The sequence below is a fragment of the Candidatus Binatia bacterium genome (assembly GCA_029248525.1).
Classification (GTDB): Bacteria; Desulfobacterota; Binatia; order UBA12015; family UBA12015; genus UBA12015.
The window spans coordinates 70,839-96,832 of record JAQWJE010000008.1 but is presented as its reverse complement, the minus strand read 5'-3'; the positions used below and the strand labels follow the sequence as shown (position 1 = coordinate 96,832).

Here is a 25,994-nt window from a genome sequence, read left to right as displayed (position 1 = left end):
TCCGGCGAATTCGGGGCTCAGGAAATCAATTTCCTGAGCCCCTCCTCGTCGAGAATCGGTACTTCCAGTTTTTCGGCCTTCGCCAGCTTGCTCCCGGCTGACTCGCCGGCGACCAGATAAGTGGTGCTTCCACTCACGGCTGCCGTGACCTTGCCGCCATGCGATCGGATCAAGGACGCCGCTTGCTCCCTGCTCAATTGGGGCAATGTCCCGGTGATGACAAACGTCGATCCAAGCAGGGTCTCGCTGCTCGCCTGGACCAGAGCCGCCGACAAGGCAACACCGGCGGAACGCAACTTTTCCACTACCTTTCGATTATGAGCGGTCGCAAACCAGTCAACGAGATTATGCGCCAGAATCGGGCCGATCCCGTCGACAGCCTCGAGGGACTCGCTATCGGCCTCGAGGAGTTTGTCGATCGAGGGGAAATGCTCCACGAGAGTTTCAGCCACGACGCGGCCCACACCACGAATGCCCAAGGCCGTCACCAGCCGGGGAAGCGGTTGCTGCCGAGAGGCCTCGATCGCGCCGAGAAGGTTGGTGACGCGCCGCTGCTTGTAGCCCTCGAGCGACTCCAGGTCCGAGGCCTCGAGGGCGTAAATATCCGCGACATCCGCAAGGAGCCCTTTTTCGGTCAGCAGCTCCGCCTGACGAATCCCGAAACCTTCGATATCCATTGCCGTCCGTGAAACAAAATATTCAACCAGTCGGACCAACTGCGCCGGACAGGTCGCATTCACGCAATACACATCGACTTCGTCCTCGACTCGGATCGCCCGCTCACCGCAAGCCGGACAATTTTTGGGAAGATGAAAAACCGGCAAATCGTATTCGCGCAATTCCGGCAGAGCACGCAGCACCTGAGGGATGACTTCACCTGCCCGTTTGACCGCAACACGGTCGCCTACCCGAATATCGCGATCCCGAATATAATCCTCATTATGCAGGGTGGCGCTACTCACCGTCACGCCGCCAATCTCGCATGGCTTTAGATCCGCCCAGGGCTTGAGGACGCCGGTCCGGCCGACATTCACGCCAATGCCCAGAAGTTCGGTGACGACCTCTTCGGAAGGATATTTGTAGGCAATCGCCCAGCGAGGCGCGTTACCGACCGCACCGAGCCTTTCCTGCAGGGCAAAGGAATCGAGCTTCACGACCAATCCGTCCGTTTCGAACGCGAGACTCCCGCGCTCTTCGCCAAACGATTCGCATCGCTCGGCCACAGCTTCGATCGACCCGAGGATCCGGTTTTCCTCGGAGACCGGAAAACCGAACTCGCGCAACCGCTCCAGCGCCGCGCCCTGCGACTCGACCGTCAGCCCCTCGGTGACGACGATTTGATAGGCCCATAACTTCAGGGGCCTTGCTGCGGTAATTGTCGAATCCAGTTGCCGGAGAGAGCCTGCGGCAAAATTACGCGGGTTCGCATAGACCTTCTCGCCGAGGGCAGCCTGGCGTTCGTTAAATTGCGCGAAATCGTCGACCGCCATATACACTTCGCCTCGGACAACGAGCCGTTCGGGAAGATGTTTTCCGCGGAGTCGCAGCGGCAATTCTCGCACCGTTCTGAGATTTTCCGTAATATCCTCGCCGACCAGACCGTTCCCGCGAGTGGCCCCGAGGACAAACTTTCCCTTTTCATAGTGGAGAACCACAGTCAGTCCATCGATCTTCGGCTCGGCGACAAACGCCACAGGCGTACCGGCCGGGAGTCGTTTCTCGAATCGCGCCTGCCAGGCGACAAGATCTTCGGCCGAGAACGCGTTGCCCAGACTCAGCATTGGCTGCGGGTGGGTCACCTTGCGAAACCGCTCCTGCACGGTCCCACCTACCCGTTGCGTCGGGGATTCGGGACTGCGGAGGGCCGGGTATTTCTCTTCGAGAGCCTTTAATTCCCGAAAGAGCGTATCGAATTCAGCATCACTGATCTCGGGCTCATCGAGCGCGTAGTACTGGTGGGTATGGTACTCGACTGAGGCACGCAGCCTCTCCACCCGTTTTGTCGCTTCCGCCAAAGTCACTCCCTAGAGGTGTACGAGACCCTACCCCTCGTCAACTCCGGGGGGCAATTTGCACCGTCGATTCAGTCCGTTAAATTTCCCTGCGGTACAAAGTGCCCCTTTTTTCCATGGCTACCACCGCAACAGCACAGGCCCTCAAGAGGTTACCCGAGAGTGAGGCTTTTGCCTTCGCCGTCGCATGCGGCCTGGCGAGTCTCCCGCGCACCCTGCCCTGTCGGTATCTCTATGACGACCGCGGCTCGCAACTTTTCGATGCCATCACTCGGGTCCCCGAATATTACCTCACCCGGGCGGAAGACGAGATACTGCGTGCGCACGCCGCCGAGATCCGCGCCGCAGCCGGATCGACAACCCTGATTGAATTAGGCTCGGGCACTTCGACAAAAACCCGTCATTTGCTGGAGGCATGGTCCGAGCATCCCGAGGCCGCCTACGTAGCGGTCGATATTTGTCGGGAGGCTCTCGACGGTGCCGCCAGCACTCTCCGGCCTCTTTTCCCCGGTCTGGAGCTGGAAACGCTTGCGGGAACCTACGAAGCCTCATTCCCGAAATTTCGCAAATTCTCGCCAGCAACGGTGGCTTTCCTCGGCAGCTCGATCGGCAACCTGGCCGAACCCCAGCTCAAGGCCTTCTTTCAAATGCTGGACCAGAACCTTTATCCCGGAGACTGCTTTCTTCTCGGCATCGACCTGGTCAAGGAAGCCGATATCCTCGAGGCCGCCTACGACGACGCGGCCGGCGTCACGGCCGATTTCACGCGCAATCTTTTCCACCGCATGAATCGGGAACTCGGGACCAACCTCGAGGTCGACGAGATCGAGCATATTGCCCGTTGGAACCCGCGGGAAGAGCAGATCGAAATCAGCGCACGCTTCCCGAAAGCCACCCGCATTCACCTGCCGAGCATCGGACAGGAGTTCTCGATTGCGGCAGGTGAATCGATCCGCACCGAGATCAGCCGAAAATTCCACGTCGATTCGATGCTGCAGAGACTCGAGGGGTACGGATTTGAGAGTGTCGCGACCTTTACGGACCGACAGGCGCAATTTGCTCTCCTCCTCGCAAGAAAGGTGACCCCACCGCAGCCACGCGGCGATATGGCCCTTCGCCAATGGCAGGAATCTCGAGAGGCGACCGAACGCATCCTGACCAACCTGCCCGATGCGCTGCTCGAATCGCAACACAGCCCCCTGATGAGCCCCATGGTTTGGGACCTGGGGCATATTGCCAATTTCGAGGAGCAGTGGATTGACGCGGCGACCGGCGTGCTGCGGGACCCATCCCGCGCGCAGGCCGACCACCTGTTCGAGGCAACCGCCCACCCCCGTTCGGAACGCCTCGCTCTGGACCTTCCCACCGCGACAGGAGCATGGGAATCCCTGCGACAAGTTCGCGCGGCGTCCGAGCAAAAGCTTGCCCGGCCGACCACGAATCATCAAGAGGAACTCCTCGAGAACGGACTCGTCCTCGAAATGCTGGCGCAGCACGAGGCCCAGCATCAGGAAACCATGCTCCAGAGCATCGGCCTGATGAACGATCTCGCCTGGCAGAGCACGCCCCATCCGGCCCGCCAAAGCGTTGCTCAGAAAGCCACGCCCGGGCATTCCGGCATGACCCTGGTTCCCGGAGGGTCGTATCGCGTTGGCGCCTCGACGGAGGGTTTTGCCTACGACAACGAGAAACCCGCCCATAGACGCGAGATCGAGGGTTTTGCCATCGCGCTAGCTCCCACCAGCAACGCGGAGTATCTGGGATTTCTCGAAGCAGGAGGTTACGAAAATCCTCAGTTCTGGTCATCGGCCGGAGTTGAATGGCGAGAAGCATCCCGGATCCGGGCGCCGCTGGGTTGGCGCCAGATCGGCGGAGAGTGGTTCACCACCGCGATGGGGCATGAACGTCCTCTGGCGCCCTGCGAACCTGTAATTCATATCTCGTATTTTGAAGCGGAAGCTTACGCCCGATTTGTCGGGAAACGTCTCCCCACGGAGTTCGAGTGGGAAGTCGCCGCCTCGGCCGACCTCGAGACCGGCGAGCCACGCACGTATCCCTGGGGACAATTGCCGCCGAGCCCTGAACTCGCGGATCTCGGCCAATACGGTCCGCATCCATTACCCAACGGCACGTTCCCTGAAGGCCGCAGCTTCTTTGGTTGTGAGCAAATGCTTGGCGGAGTCTGGGAATGGACCAGCAGTGAATTCCTGCCCTACCCCGGGTTCCGCGCCTTCCCCTACGAACGATACTCGGCTGTGCATTTCGATCAGGGTTATCGGGTCTTGCGCGGGGGCTCGTGGGCGACCCGTCCGGTTGCGGCTCGCAACAGCTTCCGCAACTGGGATCTGCCGGAACGGCGTCAGATCTTCGCGGGCTTGCGACTCGCAGCCGATGTCTGAGACCCGCGCAGCGCTGCTGCGGCAACGTCTCGTCGAGCTACCGCTCCATCTCGAAAAGGCCGACGTTCACCTCAAAGCGGTGACGCTTCCTTCCTACCCCGGCGAGCCCAGACCCTCCTCTACCATCGAGTTGTTCGGCGATGGAGGGACGGGATCTGGCGAGAACGTGGCGTGGACTCGACCCGACCATGAGCGTTTTCGGTCCTGGGTCGAGAATCACCATTGGAAAGAGGGATCCTCGCTCGGGACTTTCGCTGCGGAGTTGGCCCGGAGCCCCCTTGAGGCCTACGGCCGCGCCGCAATCGAGTCGGCAGCAATTGACCTTGCCCTGCAACAAGCTTCGACCAATCTCGCAGAGCTTTGCGAAACCGCTTACGCAGAAATCCGCTACGTTCGCTCGTTTGGAGCCACAGCCGACCCGCTGTCGGAACTCCACGCTCATCAGGAGGAGGCGCCGGAGATCGGCGTGAAGCTCGATTTCGATCCGGCATGGCCTGCCAGGACACTGGCTTCGCTATCGGCCCTCGGCATCATCGAGGTTCTGGACTTCAAGCATCGCGGCACCGCCGCCGAGCAAAGCAGAACCGCTGAAATACTTTTTGAGGCCTGGCTTGAAGATCCCGGAGTCTGCGGCAAACCGGTCTCGGGCGCGCTGGCAGATCGATTCAGCCTCGATGCCGCATTGACCGACGAGTCACCGGAAAGCACCCTGCATCACCTCAATCCCGCTGCCGCAAATCTCAAAATCCCCCGTATGGGCGGCGTGCTGAACCTCCTCACCGCAGCCGCTTTCTGTGAATCGCGAAAAAAGCCTTTTTATATGGGCGGAATGTTCGAAGTCTCGGTCGGCCGCGAACAGGCTCGTGAACTCGCCAGTCTGCTCGCACCCCAAGGCCCCAACGACCTCGCGCCGTTGCCCAAAAGCGAAATCCGGAGGTTTCCCCCGACTTTGGAGATCCCGCAGGGGCGGCACGGCTTCGGACGTCGCTAAAAGAGGTGAATTTGTGTAGTTTCCCTGTCATCGACGGCCGAAACGGCCCCGATCAGGAAACCCGGATGCAAGATTCAAAGTCCACGGCATACAGAATCCTCGTCAGCCTGGCGATCACGGTGCTCGCGACTGCCCTCGCAGAGGCAAGCTCGATGCCGACAAAGATCGTGATTGGTCGGTCGGAAAAGATTCGATTGCTCCCCGAAAATCTCGTCCTCGAAGCACGCGTCGATACGGGCGCCACGACCTCTTCCATCGACGCCCATGACATCGAAACTTTCAAACGGGAGGGCAAGACCTGGATGCGCTTTCGGGTGCGCGACAAGACCAACAACACCGACAAGGTCTTCGAGCGTCCTCGCGTCCGCTCGGTACGCATCAAGAATCGCGCTGCTGAAGAAAACGTCGGCAAAAAATACGAGCGGCGCCCGGTGGTTCGTATCCTCGCTTGCCTGGACGGGCGCTCAAAGGAGATCGAGGTCAACCTGGCCGACCGCAGCCGGTTTGCTTTCCCGATGCTTCTGGGACGTTCGGGGATTGTCGATTTTGATGCGGTGGTCGATCCCTCGATCGGCAGCGACGTCGCACCCAACTGCGACCCCGCCTCGCCGATCCAACCGCAGAACGACTCGTGAGAAGAGATCTCCACCTGTTCCTTCTGGTCAGCATTCTGCTGACCACAGGTCTCGGGATGACGTTCTACCAATACAAGGTCCTCGGTTGGCCCCTCCTCCCACATGAAACCGAAACCCTCTGGACGGTCGAGGCGCGGATTCAATTCAAGGCGGACTCCGGACGACCGGTGATCGCCCGCTTCCTGACCCCGGACCTCGACGGCCAGCGCGTCGACCTGAGTGAGAGTTTCGTTTCACGGAACTACGGCGTAACGATCGAAAAAAACGACGGACAACGCGAGAGCATCTGGTCGATTCGTCGCGCCAGCGGTCCACAGGCGCTCTATTATCGCCTCGTGGTCACCAATCGGCAAAGTCCGGATACAGATGGCGTCCAGCAAGAAGCCTCGGTTCCCGCACCGCGCCTCGATGGGCCCGAGGCAGTCGCCATCCAGGCTCTCCTCGACCAGATTCGAGGGCGATCGGGAAATATCGCCACTTTCACGGCAGCTGCCTTGAAGCGACTGAACGATGAGGCCGACCAGAATGCACAGCTTCTTCGGGGCTCGGACCGTAGCGTCGAAAATCTGACCAAGACAGCGGTTCTGGTTCTGAATTCGGCCAATATCCCCGCACGGGAAGTACATGTGCTGCCTTTGCGCACAGGCTCCTATGCCATGCCGCAGACCCTCTTGAGTGCTTTCGATGGAGAAGAATGGATCTATTTCGACCCTCCGGAATCGAGGCGAACGGACTCCGGAGACTTTCTGGTCTGGTGGGCCGGCACCGGCAAACTACTGACTCTGCAAGGTGCTTCCTCTCCCACCGTAAGTTTCAGCGTGTCCGGAAGCGACGCCAGTTCGCTGACCCTGGCAAATGAAGCGGGTCGTATTTCGGGGTCGCCATGGTTCGAGTTCTCCCTCTTCGGATTGCCGTTGCGGACGCAGGATCTCTACCGGGTCCTGATGATGATTCCGGTAGGCGTTTTTTTGATCGTCTTCCTGCGCAGCTTTGTGGGAATTGAGACTTTCGGCACCTTCATGCCGGCGCTGATCGCCCTGTCCTTCCGCGAGACGCAGCTTTTTGCCGGCATCGTCCTTTTCAGTCTGCTTCTGGCCATCGGCATGATCGTGCGAGCCTACCTGGAACAACTCCACCTGCTTCTGGTGCCGCGCCTCGCCGTTGTCGTGACCGTGGTGGTGCTGATCATGGCGGGCGTCAGTGTTCTCAGCCATCGCCTTGACCTCGAAAGCGGCCTGTCCGTCGCGCTATTCCCCATGGTGATTGTCACCATGACGATCGAGCGCATGTCGATCGCGTGGGAGGAGCGCGGCGCATGGCCCGCCATCCTCGTCGCTGCGGGTAGTCTGTTCACCGCAGCCCTCGTCTACCTGGTGATGGCCAACGCCCTCCTCACCCATCTCGTCTTCACCTTCCCCGGCCTCCTGCTCGTCATCATGGCCTTGATGCTCCTCGCAGGTTCCTATCGTGGGTATCGCCTGAACGAATTGTTGCGCTTCCGTGCGATCGCGGACCCGCGACCATGATCGGCAACATTCACCGACGACTTCGCAGCCGCGGGGTCATGGGCATCAACCAGCGGAACCGCGATTTCGTCATGCGCTACAACCCTCGCCATCTCTATCCATTGGTGGACGACAAACTGAGGACCAAGAAATTGGCGCAGGAACATGGAATCCCTGTGCCACCTTTATTCGCCACCTTCACGAATGAACGCGAGGCCCGCGACTTGCCGGAAATTCTGTGCGACATCGAAGACTTCGCGATGAAACCCGCACACGGGGCGGGCGGACACGGCATTCTGATCGCCATGGCACGCAGAGGCGATCGGTTCCGACGAGCAAAAGGTTTCTGGGTCGGCCTCGAGGATCTCGCGTACCACGCCAGCAATATCCTGAGCGGGGTGTACAGCCTGGGCGGCCAAAGTGATGTTGCGATGGTCGAGCATCGCGTTCAACCCGACGCTCTTTTCGAGGCCATCAGCTTCGGGGGCGTACCCGATGTCCGCATCATCGTGCTGAAGGGGTATCCCGCCATGGCGATGGTCCGGTTACCGACCCAACAATCTGACGGCAAGGGAAACCTCCACCAGGGAGCGATCGGTGCCGGAATCGATCTCGCCTCCGGTCGAACCCTGCACGGCGTCTGGGGAAATGAACGGACCGAGATTCACCCGGATACCGATGTTGTTCTGGCGGGCTTGTCTATTCCCGACTGGGAGGCCTTCCTGCTCCTCGCAGCGCGATGCTACGAAATGACCGGGCTGGGCTACCTCGGTGTCGATATCGTTCTCGACCGAACGCTTGGCCCCCTGCTCCTGGAACTCAATGCCCGTCCCGGCCTGAATATCCAGATCGCAAATGATGCGGGCCTGGCGCACCGGTTTGCCATCATCGAGAAACAGAACGAGGACCGATCGCCCCATGAGCGTATCGAGTTCATCCGCGAAACGTTCCGCGCCGCCGCCCCTTCCGCCCCATGAGTCGAATGCCCGCAACGCGATCGTTGGGCACCCCGCTCACATCTCGATCCCGCAGGAAAGCCGAGGCAGTGCCCTCAGTTCAATTGGCCCCGACACGGCGGACATGCCAATCTTGTCTCTGACGTGATGAAGGACCTTCCCCAGGAGACCCGTCGCAGCATCAACGTAGCCACGGTGGCCTCGGCAGCCATGATTGCCCAGCAAATCGCAGGCAAGGCGGAGCGCGACGGCCTTTTTCTCGTAAACTTCCCGGCCACCGAGCTTCCCAAGGCGATGATCGCGGGTGCGCTCCTCTCCTTTGTCGGGGCCTTGATCCTCTCGAGCGTTCTTTCCCGCTTCGGGCCGCGCAAGACGGCCCCCGGCTTGTTCAGCGTGTCGGCCGTGATTTTTCTCGGATTCGCAGCCTTGTATCAGCGAGCCCCTGCTCTGATCACGGTCCTGCTCTATTTGCATATGGCCTCCTTCGGCATCCTGGTGATCAGTGCCTTCTGGTCGCTGATCAACGAGCTTTTCGACCCCCACACTGCAAAAATCGCAATCGCGCGAATCGTGACCGGCTCGACATTCGGCGGCGTGTGCGGAGGCATTCTGGCGGATCGACTTACCGAACTCGACGGGCCAACCGGCATGTTCCTGATGCTCTCCGGGCTCCACGCTCTTTGCGCGTTGATCCTCTCCCGAATGAACGGTCCGGATATCGGCGATCGACAACGGGCTGGTGTGCTGCATGGACTCGCCGTCATTCGGCGCTCGAGCTACCTGAAGCAGATCGCGCTCTCAGTCGCGCTGGCCTCCGGCGTCGCCGCATTACTTGACTATACGATGAAAGCCGAGGCCGCGAAGCATTACCTCGATGAAGACTCTCTGGTATCGTTCTTCGCGGCTTTTTATACGGGCACTTCGGTCCTCGCATTTTTTCTCCAAAGGCTTCTCGCCGACACGACCCTGCGGCGCATCGGCCTGAGTGCGACAATGTCCATCCTGCCGATCGCAGCGATGGCCGGAAGCCTGCTCGGCGCCGCGTTTACCCGCCTCCCAACTCTTGTTGCGGCCAAGGGAGTCGAAGTCATTCTGGCAAATTCCCTCTTTCGCTCGGGCATCGAGATGACCTACACCCCCGTCCCGCCGAACCGAAAGCGAGCGGCCAAGTCCATCGTGGATGTGGTCGCGCAGCGAACGGGAGATCTGGTGGGCGGTGGGCTCATCCTGCTGATTCTCGCAATCACGCCCTTGCTCACGCAGGAAATCGTCCTCACCAGCGCAGCCCTCGTTGCCGCAATCTCCGTTGCCGTCATCGCTCGATTAAAAAGAGGCTACGTGGTTCAGCTGACCGAGAGCCTCAAACGAGGGTTGCTCGCAGAAGCGACCAACAAACCGAACCCCTCGAAGCCAGCCGATAAGCCCCCGGAGCACACGTACCCCGCAGTTGTATCGGCCGAAGACTCGCCGCCGCTAGGAGATCTGATCGAGACAATGCAGGCATTGATCTCCGACGATCCGATGCAACAAAGACGCGCGCTGACAGCGCCCAATATCGACCCCCGTGTCGCATCGCTGATCACACCTCTCCTGGCAGATCAACGACTGAAGAAAACAGCAGCGGCCGCCCTCGAAACTCTCGGCGATCGAATCAATGGTCAGCTAGCGGATGCACTGATGGACGCGACACAACCCGACGCGGTCCGAACCCAGCTGCCTTCGCTCATAGAATCCCTCGGCGGCGCTCGCAGCGCGAACGCGCTGCTGCTGGCGCTCGAAGGCACTCCTTTTCCAGTCCGCTATGCATGCGGGCAGGCTCTGGCCCGACTCACCGAGCGCGAGCCGAGCCTCACGCCAGCGCCTACGCGGGTATTCGCTCTGGCGGCTGCGGAGATCCACAGGGCCTCAGACACCCACCTCGAAAACCCGCCGGGTGGGCTGCCCGACGGCGCAGGTCTCTTCGAGGACGATCTGGCCGAAAGAGCGGGCCCGAAAGTGGAGCACCTTTTCAACCTTCTGGCTCTTGTCCTCGACCGGGAAGCCGTCGCAATCGCGCTCCGGGGCTGGCTATCCGACGATCGCAGGATGCGCGGGACTGCCATCGAATATTTCGAGAACGTCCTTCCCGAACAGCTCCGACGGGCGCTGGCGGAGTATTTACCGCAAGCAACCCGCCCGGCCGGTACGGATTCCGGAAAATGAGATTTCATTCCCACTTCGGTCAGCCACGGAAGGAGCCGTCCCGGGTCCGAGGCAGCACAACCCTCCGCCTGACGTGCGTTGCTCTGATCATGGTGATCCCCTTGCTCACCAGAGCCGAGCCCGGGCATACCGCGAAGGGGCCCTCCGAGCCGTTTATTCTGAAACCGGTGATCGAGGACAAGGCGCCGCTGGAGAGTTTCGCTGACCCCGACCTTCAGGCCGCTTTGGAAAAGACCCTCGAGAAACTCGGGCGCAGCCCGGATGTCGCAGCCAAACGACTGGGCGTCGCGCTGGTTGAGGTCACCAACCCCTCGCGCCCGCGCTTTGCTGCGGTCAACCCCAACGAAATGATCTATGCGGCCAGCCTGCCCAAGATCGCGGTGCTCTTCGCTGCCTTTGCAAAGATCCGCGCCGGTGAACTACCGGCATCCGAAGAAATCATGGGGCGGCTCAACCGCATGATTCGGTTTTCCTCCAACACCGATGCCTCCTGGGTCATGAACCGCGTCGGCAAACCGTATATCGCAGCACTTCTCCAATCGCCCGAGTACCGGTTCTACGACCCCGAGCGGGGCGGCGGCCTCTGGGCCGGCAAGAACTATGGCAGCGGCGGCGTATGGCGTCGCGATCCGCTCGAGAACCTGAGTCATGCAGCGACGCCACTTCAGGTGGCGCGCTTTTTCTTCATGCTCGACCAGGGGACTCTGATTGACCAGAGCGCCAGTGGAGCCATGCTCGAGATTCTCGATGATCCGGGGATCCATCATAAGTTCGTGGCTGGCATGCGACGCGTCGGCGACTCGGCTCGCGTCCATCGAAAGTCCGGCAGTTGGGTTCATTGGCATGCCGATAGCGCACTGATTCGGCATCGGGGACGCAGTTTTATCCTGGTCGGACTTTGCGAGCACCCTGATGGAAATCAGTGGCTGCTGGACCTGGTCGTTGCCATCGACGAACTCGTTCAGAATACCGAAGTTTCCGGAGAGGAGATCCGCTGGGTGGCACGATCCTCCCCGAGCTCAACCACCCCTAGTCGGCGCTGATTCCGAACCCGAATCCTCGCGATCGGGTTGAATCGCGCGAAGGAGACCTGGCCCACCCGGCACGGCATCGAGGTTCACTCTCTGCTTGCCGCTCTGCCGACGCGCATCCATCGTCGCGAGTGCCGCACTGTCTCGGGCCGCTCGGCTTTCGACGAAAGGTCGAATCTGCAGGAGGGCGACCTCACCACCCGCGATTCCGAATTCGATATCGGCCGGAAAACGCTCCCCGTTCACACCGCGCAGCGCCGGGAAGTCGTCGCTGGCCTCCTGCGCCAAGGCGATCAACTTTGCAATATCGTCAGCCGAGAGGAGTTTGGCATCGCGACGCGCGGGAACGCGGCGCAAGCCTCCAGCCGGATCCATTTCACGCCGCTCGCGCAGGCTCGCCTCGCCAAGGAGCCGGGTTTTGCCATCGGAAGCACGCACCAAAAGAAGCTCGGCAGGTTGCCCGTCGACCACGCCACCAATGCCCTCGTTGACCGCGATTGTCAGATAACCCGACTGTCCATTCTCCACGTCGGCGGTGACCATCACTCCGGATCGCTCCGAGGGAAAGGCACGCTGGATCAGCACTGCCGGGAACACCCATTCGGGATCCTCCATATGTGACTGACGCCATAGATAGGCCCTCTCGGAAAACGGCGAGGCCCACACGGCGCGGACCGCTTCGAGAATTCGCGTAAAACCGACCACGTTCGGTACCGTGCGATTCAACCCGGCCCCCGTGAACCCGGGGAGATCTTCGACATTCGTGTCGCTTCGAACAAAGACTCCATATGTCCCGTCCGACCCAAACGTCGCACGCAGCGTTTGCCGCAACTCCTGGGGGAAGTCCACCGGCAGGGGCGCCGTTTCGATGAACCCTCGGATTCGCTCCAGAAGTTGAGTTCGTGTTTCGGCTGCCAGCGCCGGGGCGTCCTGCAAATAGCCGAGAACATCGTATTGGCGCTTCAGCCACACGAAGGCGGCGGGGCCTCCGGGCTCGATGGGCTGCTCTAGGAACTCTTTGAAAACGCCAAAGGGAACCACCACGCCCTGCGGAACAGCAGTCTCGAAGTAGCGCCGCAGTTCGCCCAGATTGGCACTTTTGGGCCCCGCGATTCTACCCGAATCGCGACCTCGAATCTCATCGAGCGTCACCAACTCCGTCTCGTCGAGTTGCAACTTCTCTCGATCCGGCACGATCAAGGGCATCTTGGCGTTGCTCGAAGAGTTCTCTGCGGCAAACACCGTATCCCAGCCGGGATTATCGAGGGCAATTTCGACCACGCCTCCGGGGCTGACCGCAACGACGATCCGTTTGCCCTCATAGGCGCGCAATCGCTCGGCCATGCCCTCGGCGACCACCACGTTCGGAATCCCCAGGTTACGTGCAAGCAACTGGATATGGGACAGCGAGCTCCCCTCCCCCTCGGTGAGAATCCCGGCAACCGGCGGCAGTTCCGCGGTCGTCTCGGGCAGTAGGTAAATATCTGAAGGCGAAAAATCCTCGACAGCCAAACCGGTGCCGGACCGCAGGACGCCGCGTGCCAGCCCCGGGTTGAGCCCGCGCAGGCCCGAGCCAATATTCTCGCCAAAAAACTGATGGGTAATTCCTGCGAGCCGCCCGGCATCTACCGCGAGGCTGTCCACGATCGCCGAATAGAAAAGAAACGGGCTACCCCGCAGTCGATCCTGCCAATACAAATCCGCAAGCGGGTCGAGGCGCCGAAATTTCTCGACGGCCGCCGACATTTCAAAACGCAAACGCCGCGCCGCCCATTCCGGTGCACGGGCGAGGTAGCGAATTTCCCTTCGATAGGTCTCGAGATCCGGCCGGCGCTGGATCTCGCGCAAACTTTCCTGCAAGGCTGCCGACTGTCGCACAGAGAGCAGGCCCGTCCCGAAAAGTGAACCGACCTCCTCTTTCAGCCACTTCAGACGCTGCCGGCGCGTCGCAAACGGGACGCGACGAAGCAGCTCATTGCCAGCCGCGTAGGTCGCTCCCTCAAGCGAGAGACTTGCATCCAGAAAAGGCAGTCCGAGCTCCGGCGAACGAAACTCCTGCGCGCGCAGGCGGAGACGAGTAAGCAATCGGCTTGTCAGAGCAAGGCGAAGCTCGGGGTCCGGAGCAGATGCCAGTGATCTGGCGTCTCTCACCAAACCGGCACGAAAATCACCTTCCGGCAAAAGAAGCGCGAGCGCCTCGACATCGGAGGCAGCCTCGGTCCCGCGATACAGTCGATCGATCTTTTTCGCCAGAATCGCATATCCCGTGCCGACGCTCGCCTTGCCACTTGCCTGGGCATAGGCTCGCACCCGCGCCGCATCTTCGGCGTCGGGTTGGCCGTGAATCTTGACGCGAAGTTCCCGAAACCCCGGATCCTTGCGCGCGATCCAGGAGGCCGAGTTCCGCACATCGGATGCCGAAATATCGTTCTCCTGTGGCGTCCGTGGAAGGTAGCGAGCGGCTTCCCGCAGAACAAAGAAATTTACCGGGCGATGCCACTCCGGATCGGCGAGCATCGCCTGAAGAATCCGGAAGGTCCCGGCCTCCTCGTCCTCGGCTTGCAGCGCACCCCGATAGGAGCGCGCGGCTCGCAGGATCCATCCGTCATCAGCTTCGACGAGAAAACGTTCGAGAAGAATTTGCTCCAGGATCGCTCGCCCCTCAGGCCCCGCGACCGTCTCGGGATCAATCTCCACCATCAGGTTGGCCACCAGAAAGCCCTGCTCGCGCAGGGCGCGCGTGCGCTTGCTCCACTCGCCATGCTGTACCCCACCACCATGCCCGCGACAGCCTTGATTGGCCGCCCGTACAGTTCCGTCGGCGCAAAACCATCGAATACGCGCGAAGGGACCGCGCGGCGCGGTCTTCATCTCCGCAATCCAGGTTTTCCGATCGGCATCTGTTGGTGGCTCCGCAGCCGCAGCCGGCAAGGCCGACAGAAGAAGGGCACCATATACGAAGAGAGTCGCGAGAGAACGCATCACATCCTCGCGGGTATCGACCCCAAACCCTTCGTGCAAGCTAAAGAAGCTGCAACTGCACCGGTCGGCCAAGCGCCTCGTCGAAAGTCGTCCGAATCTCGGGCAGGATCGCATCGGCAATCGGCCGCATTAATTTCTCGAGGGCGTGGTTGCGATCGATATCGCGCGGGAAGGGCCGTCCCCGCAGAACCGGCTCGGGTCCGCGAGCCGTGATCACGTAACGGATGACGTTTCCGGCGTCCTTTCCGGCTTTGCGCGCCGCCTGCACATGCGGCGGAATCCCTTTGATGTAGCGGGAAAGGTCCCCCTTCCGCAGGCGCTTCGTATAGACACACTCCTGGTCCAGAGCACCCGATCGAACCTCCGCCACCAGATCCTTGAGCCAGGGCAATACGGGCTCTTCGCGGAACAGCCGCTCCAGCAGGCCACGCTGCAGGCGCCTTGAGAGCTCGGGCCAATCTCGCCGGACCGCCTCGAGACCAACGAGAAGAAGCTTGTCCTCACGCCAGCCAGCGTAGCGCTTCTTGCTCCCGGCCTGGCCACCACGGACACGCGGGAGGAAAAATTTTTCAAGCACGTATTCCAATTCCAGAACGAGCCGAGGTTCGACCCCGTATTGGTCTCGAACTCGCTGCGAAATCTGCTCCTCGACCGTCCCCCTCAACTCTTCCGCGAGCGCCGCGGGCGATTCCCCTGGCGCCGGACTCAGCTTGACGAAGACCGAGTCTGTATCGCCGTAGAGGACCTTCACCTCGAGAGCCTCGAAGACTTCCTGCGTCCACCGCAGAGTTTGCTGACCAAAGCCCGTGATCGCATTCGCGATCTCCGGGTCAGCGAATCGGCACCCCGGAGACGCCAGAACCCCGAAAAGGGAGTTCATCAGAACCTTGATGGCTTGGTCGCCGTGCCCGTCCCCGCGATCTTGCGCTTGTTTGCGGCTGGCCGCCAGGTCATCGAGCAGGTCGGGAAGAATAGCCGCGTCACGAGAGAAGCGCGCCCCGTTCGGTGCCTCCAGAGCGCCGTCCCCCGCGCAGGCAAAACCGAGAGGATCCAGGCCAAAAGTTCGCATCAGGCTGGGATAGAGACTCTTGAAGTCGAAGACCGCCACGTGCGAGTAGAGGCCTGGCAGCGAATCCAGAACAGCGCCTCCGGCGACTTTGCCCACCGGTGCGTTCCTGCGAACGCTGGGGGCCACGAAGCCACGACGTCGCAGTTCGGGGAGGTAGAGGCGATCAAACGACGCCACACTCGCACTCACTCGATCCAATGGCATGCCACAGAGTTGGCTGCGCTCCACCGCAAGATCCAGCAGACCTTCCTTCTCGAGAATCTCGACGACCAAGCGCGCATCTTCGCGGTTGTAGGCGGCCAGAGCCTTGGGGTCTTCGCGGTAGAGGCGATGAATCTCTGCCCCTGCATCCGCAACCTCATGATCGATCAGCTTCCCCCGGCCCAAAACCGCATTTGCGACCGTATCGAGACGATAATCCGGCAACCGAAGCGCCTCGCGGACAAGGCCGATGCCATCGAGAACCACGCGCCCGGATATATCCACGCGGCCCTGCCGGGTGAAATTGGGGTCCTGTTGGAAGACCATTTCGCCGGGGACTCGACCCAATTCCAGGCGAACACCAAGCGCTTCGGCACGACGCGCCAGTACCCGAAGGTCGAAATCGACGACGTTCCAGCCCAACAAGATATCCGGGTCGATCGCGCGAACGCGTTCGCCGAGGCTTTGCAGAAGTGATTTTTCATCGGCCACGCGACGTGCCCGATGCACCCTTTTGTCCGCGACGATATGCACCTCGTCGATATCCGCCCCGACCAGCGCAAAGGAGAGAATCTGTCCGGCATCCGGAGTCGTTTCAATATCCAACGAGAGCGAGACCAAGGCTGGGTCCGCCCGCGCCGGATGCAGTGTCGGGTTGTGGAAATACGCCAGACCACGTTCGGCTGCGACAGGCTCTTCCTCGATGCGAATCCCCGCGCGCAGGCCATGATCGATCAGATAGCGGTAGGGAAAGCGGAGATCGCCTTCCAACGGGTGCGCGCCGACCTTCGCCAGGCGTTGCCGCCATCGGGGCAGCTCCGCGGGATCCTCAAATCCGATGCGTGCAACCTTCTGTCCTTCCAGGTCGACAAGACGGCCAACCTCAATTGTCAGGCCGTCGCGCCGTTTGAGCTTCTCGAGGTCGCGTGAGCGGAGAAAAAAATAAGGCCGAAAGCGATCGTCTTCGATCAAAAAGGGGCCGCCACCGTCCAGACGCCCAAATAGCCGCACCACCGGTACCCCGCCGCGAAGGCGATAGCTGGGTTGCAATATGATTCCGGTCGGCACGGACGTCAAAATTGGTCCGGGAAGGAGTGAAGATCAAGCGTCCCGATGGTTCTATCTCGGAATCTCGCGAATTCGGGGGTGTATCCATGCATAGAGGGAGCCCACGACCATCAGGCAGAAGTTCAAAAAGATCGGCCCGGAGGGACTTAGAGTGTAGAGATACCCCCCCAGCAAAGGCCCGATAATATTGCCGGTCACCCCCACGGCATTGAGTAAACCGGCCACCGCACCCTGCTCGTCCGCGGATACGGCCAGAGAGGATGCCGCGGCATTCCCCGGGCGGACCAGTCCGAGACCCAGCCCCAAAAAGGCCAGCCCCCCGAGATAAACCCAAAACGTTGCGCCCGCCCAAAGGATTCCGAAGCCGATCGCGGCCGATCCAAGCCCCCCTCGAATCATACGTGCAGGTGCCGGACGGAAGCGCTGCACCAAGATCAGCTGAGAGACGAGACCCGCAAGCGCAAGCACCATGAAACCGATGCCGGCTGCCTGACCGGTTTCCTCCGAAGACAAATTCAGTTGATCCTGAAGAAAGAAGGCCAACGTAATCATCGTTACCGCACGGACGGCTTGCATGAAGATCTGCAAGAGAAAAAACGGTCGAATCCGGCGGTCAAGGAAGGCGAGTTTGGCTCGGGGAAGATCTCCGCGGGCCGCTCGGGGTTCCGAATCCGGAAGCCAGAAATAAATCACCAGGGCACTGATCACCGACAAGAATGCCGAGAAATAGATTGGCGCGAGCAGACCAAAAATAGCCAGCGCGGCACCGACCGCAGGCCCCAGGGTCTGGCCGACGCCAAAAGCGGCATTGATCAAGGCGACCCCAGCCGCGCGATCCTCGGGGCCGGTTCGATCCGCGACGAATGCCTGTGCCGCCGGTGGTGACGCCGATCCGATCGCACCAAAAACGCATCGAGCCGCGATCATCGCCGGCCAGGCAACAGCTGCGGTCAGAGCGCCCTCCAGAGTGGCGCCGATCACGCCCGCCAGCAAAATCATCGAAAGTCCGTATCCGAGCAAACCGATCAGGATCACCCGGCGGCGCCCCACGCGATCGCTCAAACGACCCCAGCCCGGGCTGGTGAATGCCCAGAAGACAGCGGACACGACGAAAATCGTCGAGACTTGCATCGAGGACAGACCGATCTCGCGAGCGGCCGGTGGCAGGATTGCAAACAACATCGCCTGCCCCATGCCCGTGCTCACCAGGCAGGGAAAAAGCAGGCGGAAAGCCCTGCGCGTTTCGCCTGTCATTCCACATCACCTTAACGCATCGGAGGCCGCCCGCACCCCTACCCGCGTCCCCACGCACTCGACCCAAATGATACGGGAACCCGGTCAATGCTTGAACGTCGCGCCCGGAGTGCCATAAGGGAACCGAGGACGGCCGGAGCTGGCCGCGACCGGAAGGAACCACGATGATCGATTTTGACCAATTCAATCTTGTTGATGGCAGTGACTACGCCAACCGGGGATACCCACACCCTCTTTGGGACCGGCTCCGTCGGGAATCACCAATCCACTGGTATGATAACACCGCTGGTCGCCCCTTCTGGTGTTTCACCCGCCACGACGACATCATCGCGATTGGCAAGGATCCCGAGCGTTTCGCCAGTGGCCCGAGACTGGTCCTCCAAAACCAGCCGGAGACCGACAACAGCTTCATGCCCCCCACCCTCATCCAGCTCGACCCGCCCAAGCATGGGGATTACCGCTCGATGGCGATCAAACGCTTCACGCCGGGACGAATGCGTAAAATGCATCCCGACATCGACAGAATTGCCCGCGAGATCGTCGACGAGCTACTGGAATTGGGCGACGAAACGACCTGCGACTTCGTCGAGAAAGTCTCGGCCCCGCTACCCATTGCGGTGATCGCCTGGATGCTTGGCGTGCCGCGCGAAGATTGGCCGCTGCTCTTTGACTGGACCAACCGCATTATCGGCGCGGGCGATCCGGAATTTCAAACCGAAGGTATGGATGCGAGCGCCACAGCCCAGACGGCCATGGTCGAACTCTTCGGCTATTTCACCGAGCTGGCTCAGGAAAAGAGAAAAAACCCGGGCGACGACCTCACCACCCTGTTCACGCAGATGGAATACGAGGGCAAACCACTCCCGGATATGGATGTGATGACCTGGTGTCTGATCATCGTGGTGGCCGGCAACGAGACCACCCGCAATGCCACCAGCGGCGGCATGCTCGCTTTCATTGAACACCCCGACCAGATGCGAAAGCTGCAAAACGATCTCAACCTGATGAAACCGGCCGTTGAGGAAATTGTCCGCTGGACAAGCCCGATTATCCACTTTGCGCGGACGGCAACCTGCGACATCGACTACAAGGGCGTCAAGATCCGTGAGGGCGACGCTGTCGGCTTGTTCTACCCATCAGCCAATCGTGACGAAGACGTCTTCGAAAATCCCTACGAGTTCCGCGTGGACCGCACGCCCAATCACCATCTCGGCTTCGGGCAGGGGGAACACTTCTGCCTCGGCGCTCACGTCGCCAGACTCGAGATGGAGTTCGCCTACAAATACCTCCTCCCCAAGATCGAGGAAGTGGAGCTTGCGGGCGAGGTCAAACGCCTGCACTCGCCACTGGTCGGCGGGGTCAAGGAACTTCCAATTCGAATCAAATTGCGCAAGGACGCTCGCGGCTGATCATTTGCCCCGAAAGACAGGGGGGCGCTTTTCCAGAAATGCGCGGATCCCCTCCTGATAATCCTCGCTATGGTAGCAAGCGTCCGTTGATTCCGACCAGGCTTGCCGGTCACGGGCCGTTTCCGCCCCGGCCAGTTGGTTCTGAATCAGCTTGCCGCTGCGGAGCGTCAACGGCGCATTCCGAGCAATCCCTTCAGCGACTTTTCGGACATAGCTCTCAAGCTCTGCCTTGGGCAGAACCTCATTGACGAGCCCCAATCGCAGCGCATCCGGGGCAGAAAAGCGTCGTGCGGTGAAAAAGATCTCCTTGGCCGCCGGCAGGCCGACCGTCGCCACCAGGGATTCCTGCAGCGACGCCGAGTAACCGAGCCCCAGACGGGCGGCCGGGATCGCAAAGACACCATCGTCTGCCGCGTAGCGCAGGTCCGCCTTGAGAGACAGTGCCGCACCGCCCCCGACGCAGAACCCGTGGATCATGGCGATGACCGGCTTCGGACATTCAGCGATCGCAGCAAACGCTTTCCCGTTATTGGCATCGTAGCTGCTCGCGGCGGCACCCGTGCGCAGCTTGCCGAATTCGGAGATATCCGCGCCCGAAACAAAGGCGACTTCGCCAGCACCCCGCAGCAGGACCACGCGCACTTCGGGGTCCTCCACCATCTCGGCCATCGCTTCGGGAATTGCTTCCCACATCGCGGCATTGATGGCGTTACGACGCTCCTCGTGATCGAAAATCACCCAGCCCAATGAACCTTCGCGAACCGTGCGAACGAGCCCGGCCACCGGTCAATCTCCGAGCAGTTCTTCGGCGATGCGCTTCACGTTGGCAGCATCGACCTGACCCTTATGCGTTTTCATCACGGCTCCGACGAGACGACCGATTTGCCCGGGCTCGGTCACCCCGTTCTCCTCCATCCGCTCGCGAACAAGGGTGCGCAAATCACCCTCACTGAGCTGAGCCGGCAGGAAGGTCGCGCAAAATTCCACCTCGAAGGAGATTTTCGCCAGCTGTTCGGCCCCCGCAGCCCCCAGCTTCTCGTACTCACCGACCGCCTTCTTCATCTGTTTCTGATAAGCCGCAATCACTTCGAGCCACAGCGCGTCGGTAACTTCCCCGGAGAAACCTTTGGCGGTGGTGCGTTCCTGAACGCGGCTTTTCAGCATCCGCAGAACATCGAGAACCGCCTGATCCTTCGCGCGTAAAGCAGCTTTGAGCCGCGTCTCGATTTCATCCTGAATTGCCATCTCTTCTCTCCTCAGTCGTGCACCGCGAGCGGTTTTTCGCCGGCGATCGTCGTCCGATGCATCACCCGGCGATGCCCCTCATAGCCACCCTCGGCCTGATGCATCGTTCTTCGGTTGTCCCACATGATGAGCATGTCGGGTTGCCATCGATGTCGATAGATAAATTGTTCCTGCACCTGATGCAGGTACAACTCTCCCAGCAAAGCCCGACTCTCTTCGGGAGAAAGCCCCTCGATGGCGACCGCGTAGACCGGGTTGACAAATAACGCGGTGCGACCGCTCTCGGGATGCCGACGCAGCAGCGGGTGAACCTCGCGCGCCTCGGCCTCCGGCGAAATCACAATTTTGGTCGTACTCGGATGCGGATCGGTCTGAAGAATACCCCGCGGTCCGTACGCGGCCCCCGCGGAATGGACGACATGCAATCCCTGCAAGCGCTGCTGCAGCTCCGGCGTCAATGCATCAAATGCTGCCGCGGTATCCGCAAAGAGCGTGTCACCGCCAACCGGCGGCACTGTCTTGGCGTGCAGAATGGTGGCCGAAGGCGGCGCAGCCTGAAAGCTCCAGTCCGAGTGCCACGCGGCACCGAACACGTAGGACTTCTCGTCAGGTTCGCGCGCGAGTTCAACAATATGAGGATGATCGCCCAACGCCTCCAGATACGGGTCATGACCGTAGGGCCCGATCGAATTGCTGAAGCGCTCCAACCCCGCATGGTCGAGGGGCTGGTCCGGGAAGACCAGCACTCCATGCTCTGCCCAGGCCTGACGGATTCGGCGCACGTCCTGATCCGAGAGCTCCGCCCCGAGATTCACGCCGCGCACCACCGCTCCGAACCCATCCGGGCGAGGGGCAATCGTGATATCGGAATTCTCGGCGCTCATGGACCTGCCCGACGCGGTGCCGTCAGCCCCGATCCGAGCCTTCCGGGCTGTCTTCTTCCTCTGTTTCGACTTCTTCCGGTTCGGCAAGCCCGAGACCAACCAGGTCCTCGGTGCTGGCGATCTGTGGGCCCTTGGCCCGCTCCTCGCCCTCTTCCCCGGGTTCCGGACGCCGCTCGGCCATCCGCTTTTTCTTGTCCTCACGCTTCCGAATTCGCGCAAGTTCCTTCTGCCGCTTCTGGAATGTAAGCCGCGATTTAGCCAAGATTCATCTCCGACATCCGCATACAACCTCCGAAATCTGCTTCGACCATCTGAAAAAACTCCTTCGAGGAGCCTATTTTCAGGGAAGCCAGCCCCCCCTCAAGAATCCGCGCTCCATTTCTTTACTGACTGGAGGCCCGAGAATCCATGCCCCGGGGCTCATGGAGCCGAATTCGTGCATTTTCGTTGGTTCCAGGGCGCACTCAGGAGTAAATCGGGGCTATGGACTACCGGAATCAAGTCGCGATCGTCACCGGAGCCTCCTCCGGCATCGGCCATACCACCGCTCTCGCTCTGGCCGAACGAGGGGCCCGGGTGGTGGCTGTCGCTCGCAGAGAACCGGAGCTGCAGGATCTGGTCTCCGTTTGCCGTCAGACATCCCCGGAATCGTTCTGGATCGCCGGAGACCTCGCCGAACGCCCCTTTGCCGAACAGATCATTGATGAAACCGAGGCGCGCCTCGGGAGTGTCGACATCCTGATCAACAACGCGGGGATGTCCTGCCACAAATCGGCCCTCCACCTCACCAGCGACGAGGCCGCGCGAGTCATGCAGGTGAACTTCATGGCGCCGATGTACAGCACTCTGCGGGCCATCCCGGCCTTCCTGCGTGCCGGACAGGGGACCATCGTCAACGTCTCGAGCTTCACGGCAAAGGTCTGCCCTCCCCGCGAGGGCGTCTATGCGGCCTCCAAGGCTGCGCTGAATGCTTTCACCAGCGGACTCTGGTCTGACCTTGAGGGCACCGACATTCACGCAGGCATCGTGAATCCCGGCCCCATCGATACGCCAATTTGGGAAACCGGCCCCGAAGAGGAACCCGCGGGCTTTGCCGGCTATAAATACCCATCCGCGACAGTCACGCGAGCGGTTCTCGAAGTCATTGAAAGGCGTCTTCGCGAAACCACCGCGCCACGCGGGAATCCCCAACTGATCTCGGCACACCTGCTGCGCTTGCTTGCGCCCGGCCTGCTGCTGCGTGGAATGGCGCGTATGGAACCGGTTGATCCGGCAATATTGGAAAGGGCCCGGGATCGCGCCCAGCGCCATCAGTAGCGACGAGGATGCGCAGCCTCGGTGCTGTCGATCAGCCGCCTGTTTCTTCAGTCCCGGCAGCCGAGGGTCCCGCCGCCGCGACCAGGCGCAAGTCACGACCACCCGAGTGCTCGACCACCACAACTTCGCAGTTGCCGGCTACCCGCGGGCGCTCGAAGCTCCCTTCCACATGGGCACAAAGCGCCATCATGGTGCCTCCGTGGCTGACCAGCACCACGTCCTCCCCCGGATAAGCTGCCGCAACCCTCTGCAGGACAGCGCCGGCGCGGACCTGCACGTCCTCGAGCGATTCGCCCTGCGGCGGCCGCCACGCCCAGTAGCGCTCGGGCTCGTAATCCGGGTGAGCCGCCATCGCACCATAGGGTTGGCCCGCCAAGGCGCCTATCGAACGCTCCCGCAGATCTTCTTCGATGTGAATGTCGAAGGCCCCAGAGAGTGCGTCTCCGATCAGGGCGGCTGTGCGACGTGCGCGAAAATAAGGACTCGCGACAATCCGGGTCGGCGAAAACTCGCGCGCAAGATGACGACCGGTTGCGCAGGCCTGCTCGACACCCCGCTCCGTCAGATCGATGTCGGGGTCGCGGGAAAATTCGCGTTCGACGTTGCCCGTGCTCTCGCCATGACGAACCAGAAGGATGCGGCCGAGACCACTCAACCCGGACCTCTTTCCACAATGAGTTCTTCATCCAGCCGCCGCAGGCCCATCAAACCGCCTCCAACTCTTCGAGGTTCTCAACGAGGAAAGTGGTTCGCTGGCCGACACCGACGAACGAGAGCAACCTCGCTGGCAAATACTTTCTCGCGAACGCCTTGCGCAAACGCCGGTGCACCTCCGGGTCCTCGACGACTCGGATCTTCCCTCGCATACGGCAAGCATCGATCTCCAACTCGACCTCGTCGGCGGCGAGAGCATTTTGCACCCAACCCCGGGTATCATCCATCGTGCCAAGGCCGATCGATTGATCCTCGCGGACAAACCAGATCGTCACCGATCTCGGCTTGCCGCTCTTTCGACCCGGAGCGGTCATCCGAACTTCCTTCACGCGTTCCATTTTCTCGAGATCCAAATCGCTGCCCTCCCCCCCGAGCCCGGGGTTCCGTCTCCTACGCTAAGCCATGCATCTGCCACTCGCCAGAGGCACCGGCCCGAAGCCGGAGATTGCAGCAACATACCGGATCGGGCAAATAGAGAGAGCAACCAAGAGATTCCCCCTCCATGAACGTCGATTTCGCCTCTGAAACCAATACCGGTCACGTCCGCGCATCCAATCAGGACTCGGTGGGCTGCTTCCCCGAAATGGGCCTCTTTCTCGTCGCAGACGGAATGGGCGGCCACGTCCACGGGGAAAAAGCGAGTCAGATGGCCATCGAGGAAATCCCCCGGCGATGCCGATCCCGCAAGGGGCGTCTCGATACTGTGGCGCTGACCGCGGCCATCGAGGAAACAAACACCACCATCCACGACGCAGGTGCCTCCGGCAGCGTGGGTCGAAAATCCATGGGGACGACAATTGTGGCCCTAAGCCTCGATCCGGATGTCGGGGAGGCCTGCTGGGCGCATGTTGGCGACAGTCGGCTATACCGCTGCCGGGAAGGCGCTCTCGAACTTCTCACCGCAGACCATACCCGATACGGCTTCCCCTACCGGGACCAGCCCAGAACACCCCTTGAACTTCCTCATACCAACCAGCTGATGGCCGCTCTGGGAATTTCTCCCGCCGTTCGCGTCAGCGTCGGCGCAAGTGAGGTGATCGCGGGAGACACCTTTCTGCTTTGCAGCGACGGTGTCTCCGGCATGCTTCCCCCGGAAGCCATCCGGACCTTCCTCGCCAACCATGAAGGCAGCGGACCGACAGCGGCCCGACTGATTGCCAGTTCATTGCAGGCCGGCGGGCGCGACAACGCCACAGCGATCGTGATCGATATCGCTTGAGGGCGAGCGCTGGGGCCGCCCCCTGCCTCAGCGAATTCGTGTCAGCTTGGGCTTGCGCGATTTTCGCTCGCGACGCTCGGGCGTCGGGATCTCGGCCGCCAACTCGGCATCGCGACGCTTGTTCCAGATGTCGACATCGTGAAAATCAGCCATTGTATCCCCGCGCAGTCCGAGTCGGAGCGTTTCGAGCGGAATCACCTCCGTGGTCGCGATATTACCGAGGTTCACCTCGGAACCAAGCTTCTTGACCATGTACATTTGCTGAACCTTCTGAGGCGTTTCGAAAATCAGGTCCACGTGATCGATCTTTGTGCAAATCTCGTCGATGAGTCCTGAACGGGCCTCGCCCGAGCCGAAATAAAGCCCTACCGTTCCGCTCTCTCGAGCTTCGCAGATGACCTTCCAGGCTCCTGCGTCGAGATCGGCCTGAATCATGTCGACCCAGCGAAACGGCGGGATGATCTTTTCCGAATCCTTGCTGCCCACTTCGGTCAGGACCACGAAGTCCTTCGAAAGCTCGCGGATATAGCCGGCCTTTTCCTTCATGGACATATCGATCACGCCGTTGGAGATCTCGACGTGGGACAAACCGAGCGAGAGTGCCAAATCTCGAAATTCGTCCAATTTACCCTGCAGGATCGCCACCTCGGCCAGCGTACCGCCGAAACAAACCGGGATATCAGCCTTATGATAGAGTTCGACCTTCTCGGCGAGGTTCTGGGTGACGTAGCCCGTACCCCAACCCAACTTGACGATATCGATATAGTTGGAACAAGTGGCGAGCATATCCTCGACCTGAGCCAGACCCAGCCCCTTGTCGATCACATGCGTGACGCCTTCATCGCGTGGCTTGGGACTGCGGGAGGGAAGTGAGAAAAAATCCATCATGGTCTATTCTCCA

The 25,994-nt window shown here is 60.9% G+C and carries 21 protein-coding genes; 10 read left to right on the top strand and 11 right to left on the bottom strand.

Going from position 1 to position 25,994, the window contains the following annotated elements:
- Positions 1 to 17: 17 nt before the first annotated feature.
- Entirely contained in the window at positions 18 to 2,021 is a 2,004-nt protein-coding gene (gene ligA / locus P8K07_01080) for an NAD-dependent DNA ligase LigA (GenBank protein ID MDG1957113.1), read from the bottom strand.
- 107 nt (positions 2,022 to 2,128) lie between these two features.
- On the opposite strand from ligA, the gene egtB reads away from it, so the two are divergent.
- The 7 genes from egtB (at position 2,129) to P8K07_01045 (ending at position 11,743) form a co-directional block, all read left to right on the top strand.
- A complete protein-coding gene (gene egtB, locus P8K07_01075) occupies positions 2,129 to 4,411 on the top strand; it encodes an ergothioneine biosynthesis protein EgtB (protein MDG1957112.1) in 2,283 nt (760 codons plus the stop codon).
- On the top strand, positions 4,404 to 5,402 hold the full coding sequence (locus tag P8K07_01070; GenBank protein MDG1957111.1) for a hypothetical protein: 999 nt from the start codon (positions 4,404 to 4,406) through the stop codon (positions 5,400 to 5,402). The genes egtB and P8K07_01070 overlap by 8 nt, the downstream gene beginning before the upstream one ends.
- 65 nt (positions 5,403 to 5,467) lie before the next feature.
- Positions 5,468 to 6,037 carry an ATP-dependent zinc protease gene (locus tag P8K07_01065; protein MDG1957110.1) on the top strand — a complete coding sequence of 190 codons (570 nt, stop codon included), beginning with the start codon at positions 5,468 to 5,470 and terminating at the stop codon, positions 6,035 to 6,037.
- Positions 6,034 to 7,563, top strand: a complete 1,530-nt coding sequence (locus P8K07_01060) for an inactive transglutaminase family protein (protein MDG1957109.1) — start codon at positions 6,034 to 6,036, stop codon at positions 7,561 to 7,563. The genes P8K07_01065 and P8K07_01060 overlap by 4 nt, the downstream gene beginning before the upstream one ends.
- Positions 7,560 to 8,519: an alpha-L-glutamate ligase-like protein gene (locus P8K07_01055; protein ID MDG1957108.1), complete on the top strand. Its 960-nt coding sequence runs from the start codon at positions 7,560 to 7,562 to the stop codon at positions 8,517 to 8,519. Before P8K07_01060 ends, P8K07_01055 begins: the two co-directional genes overlap by 4 nt.
- Before the next feature lie 126 nt (positions 8,520 to 8,645).
- Complete coding sequence (locus P8K07_01050) at positions 8,646 to 10,700, top strand: Npt1/Npt2 family nucleotide transporter (GenBank protein ID MDG1957107.1); 2,055 nt, start codon at positions 8,646 to 8,648, stop codon at positions 10,698 to 10,700.
- The gene (locus tag P8K07_01045; protein MDG1957106.1) at positions 10,697 to 11,743 is read left to right on the top strand and encodes a serine hydrolase; all 1,047 of its coding nucleotides are present in this window, start codon (positions 10,697 to 10,699) and stop codon (positions 11,741 to 11,743) included. Before P8K07_01050 ends, P8K07_01045 begins: the two co-directional genes overlap by 4 nt.
- Here P8K07_01045 and P8K07_01040 read toward each other — a convergent pair.
- The 3 genes from P8K07_01040 to P8K07_01030 all read right to left on the bottom strand — a co-directional run bounded on the left by P8K07_01040 (position 11,720) and on the right by P8K07_01030 (position 18,305).
- On the bottom strand, positions 11,720 to 14,713 hold the full coding sequence (locus tag P8K07_01040) for a PEP/pyruvate-binding domain-containing protein (protein ID MDG1957105.1): 2,994 nt from the start codon (positions 14,711 to 14,713) through the stop codon (positions 11,720 to 11,722). The two genes, P8K07_01045 and P8K07_01040, sit on opposite strands and share 24 nt — an antisense overlap.
- 40 nt (positions 14,714 to 14,753) lie before the next feature.
- Positions 14,754 to 17,033, bottom strand: a complete 2,280-nt coding sequence (locus P8K07_01035; protein MDG1957104.1) for a DNA polymerase II — start codon at positions 17,031 to 17,033, stop codon at positions 14,754 to 14,756.
- A gap of 69 nt (positions 17,034 to 17,102) precedes the next feature.
- On the bottom strand, positions 17,103 to 18,305 hold the full coding sequence (locus tag P8K07_01030; protein ID MDG1957103.1) for an MFS transporter: 1,203 nt from the start codon (positions 18,303 to 18,305) through the stop codon (positions 17,103 to 17,105).
- Between the two features lie 164 nt (positions 18,306 to 18,469).
- Between P8K07_01030 and P8K07_01025 the strand changes: the two genes are divergently transcribed.
- On the top strand, positions 18,470 to 19,714 hold the full coding sequence (locus tag P8K07_01025; protein MDG1957102.1) for a cytochrome P450: 1,245 nt from the start codon (positions 18,470 to 18,472) through the stop codon (positions 19,712 to 19,714).
- On the opposite strand, the gene P8K07_01020 is transcribed toward P8K07_01025, so the two are convergent.
- Genes P8K07_01020 through P8K07_01005 form a run of 4 tightly spaced genes read right to left on the bottom strand, consistent with a single transcriptional unit; the run spans position 19,715 to position 22,024 of the window.
- Positions 19,715 to 20,497: an enoyl-CoA hydratase gene (locus tag P8K07_01020; protein ID MDG1957101.1), complete on the bottom strand. Its 783-nt coding sequence runs from the start codon at positions 20,495 to 20,497 to the stop codon at positions 19,715 to 19,717. It abuts the gene before it with no gap.
- 3 nt (positions 20,498 to 20,500) lie between these two features.
- Positions 20,501 to 20,959 carry a GatB/YqeY domain-containing protein gene (locus P8K07_01015; protein MDG1957100.1) on the bottom strand — a complete coding sequence of 153 codons (459 nt, stop codon included), beginning with the start codon at positions 20,957 to 20,959 and terminating at the stop codon, positions 20,501 to 20,503.
- 11 nt (positions 20,960 to 20,970) lie between these two features.
- On the bottom strand, positions 20,971 to 21,843 hold the full coding sequence (locus P8K07_01010; protein MDG1957099.1) for a TauD/TfdA family dioxygenase: 873 nt from the start codon (positions 21,841 to 21,843) through the stop codon (positions 20,971 to 20,973).
- 22 nt (positions 21,844 to 21,865) lie between these two features.
- Positions 21,866 to 22,024, bottom strand: a complete 159-nt coding sequence (locus P8K07_01005; protein ID MDG1957098.1) for a hypothetical protein — start codon at positions 22,022 to 22,024, stop codon at positions 21,866 to 21,868.
- Between the two features lie 302 nt (positions 22,025 to 22,326).
- Between P8K07_01005 and P8K07_01000 the strand changes: the two genes are divergently transcribed.
- A complete protein-coding gene (locus P8K07_01000; protein ID MDG1957097.1) occupies positions 22,327 to 23,160 on the top strand; it encodes an SDR family NAD(P)-dependent oxidoreductase in 834 nt (277 codons plus the stop codon).
- A gap of 31 nt (positions 23,161 to 23,191) precedes the next feature.
- Here P8K07_01000 and P8K07_00995 read toward each other — a convergent pair whose 3' ends face one another.
- Positions 23,192 to 23,815 (bottom strand): histidine phosphatase family protein, encoded by a 624-nt coding sequence (locus P8K07_00995; protein ID MDG1957096.1) that lies wholly within the window; start codon positions 23,813 to 23,815, stop codon positions 23,192 to 23,194.
- Positions 23,816 to 23,864: 49 nt separating this feature from the next.
- The gene (locus P8K07_00990; GenBank protein ID MDG1957095.1) at positions 23,865 to 24,227 is read right to left on the bottom strand and encodes a nitroreductase/quinone reductase family protein; all 363 of its coding nucleotides are present in this window, start codon (positions 24,225 to 24,227) and stop codon (positions 23,865 to 23,867) included.
- A gap of 149 nt (positions 24,228 to 24,376) precedes the next feature.
- On the opposite strand from P8K07_00990, the gene P8K07_00985 reads away from it, so the two are divergent.
- On the top strand, positions 24,377 to 25,093 hold the full coding sequence (locus P8K07_00985; GenBank protein ID MDG1957094.1) for a protein phosphatase 2C domain-containing protein: 717 nt from the start codon (positions 24,377 to 24,379) through the stop codon (positions 25,091 to 25,093).
- Positions 25,094 to 25,120: 27 nt separating this feature from the next.
- Here the strand turns inward: P8K07_00985 and P8K07_00980 are convergent, their stop codons facing one another.
- On the bottom strand, positions 25,121 to 25,978 hold the full coding sequence (locus P8K07_00980; protein ID MDG1957093.1) for a phosphosulfolactate synthase: 858 nt from the start codon (positions 25,976 to 25,978) through the stop codon (positions 25,121 to 25,123).
- Between the last annotated feature and the right edge of the window lie 16 nt (positions 25,979 to 25,994).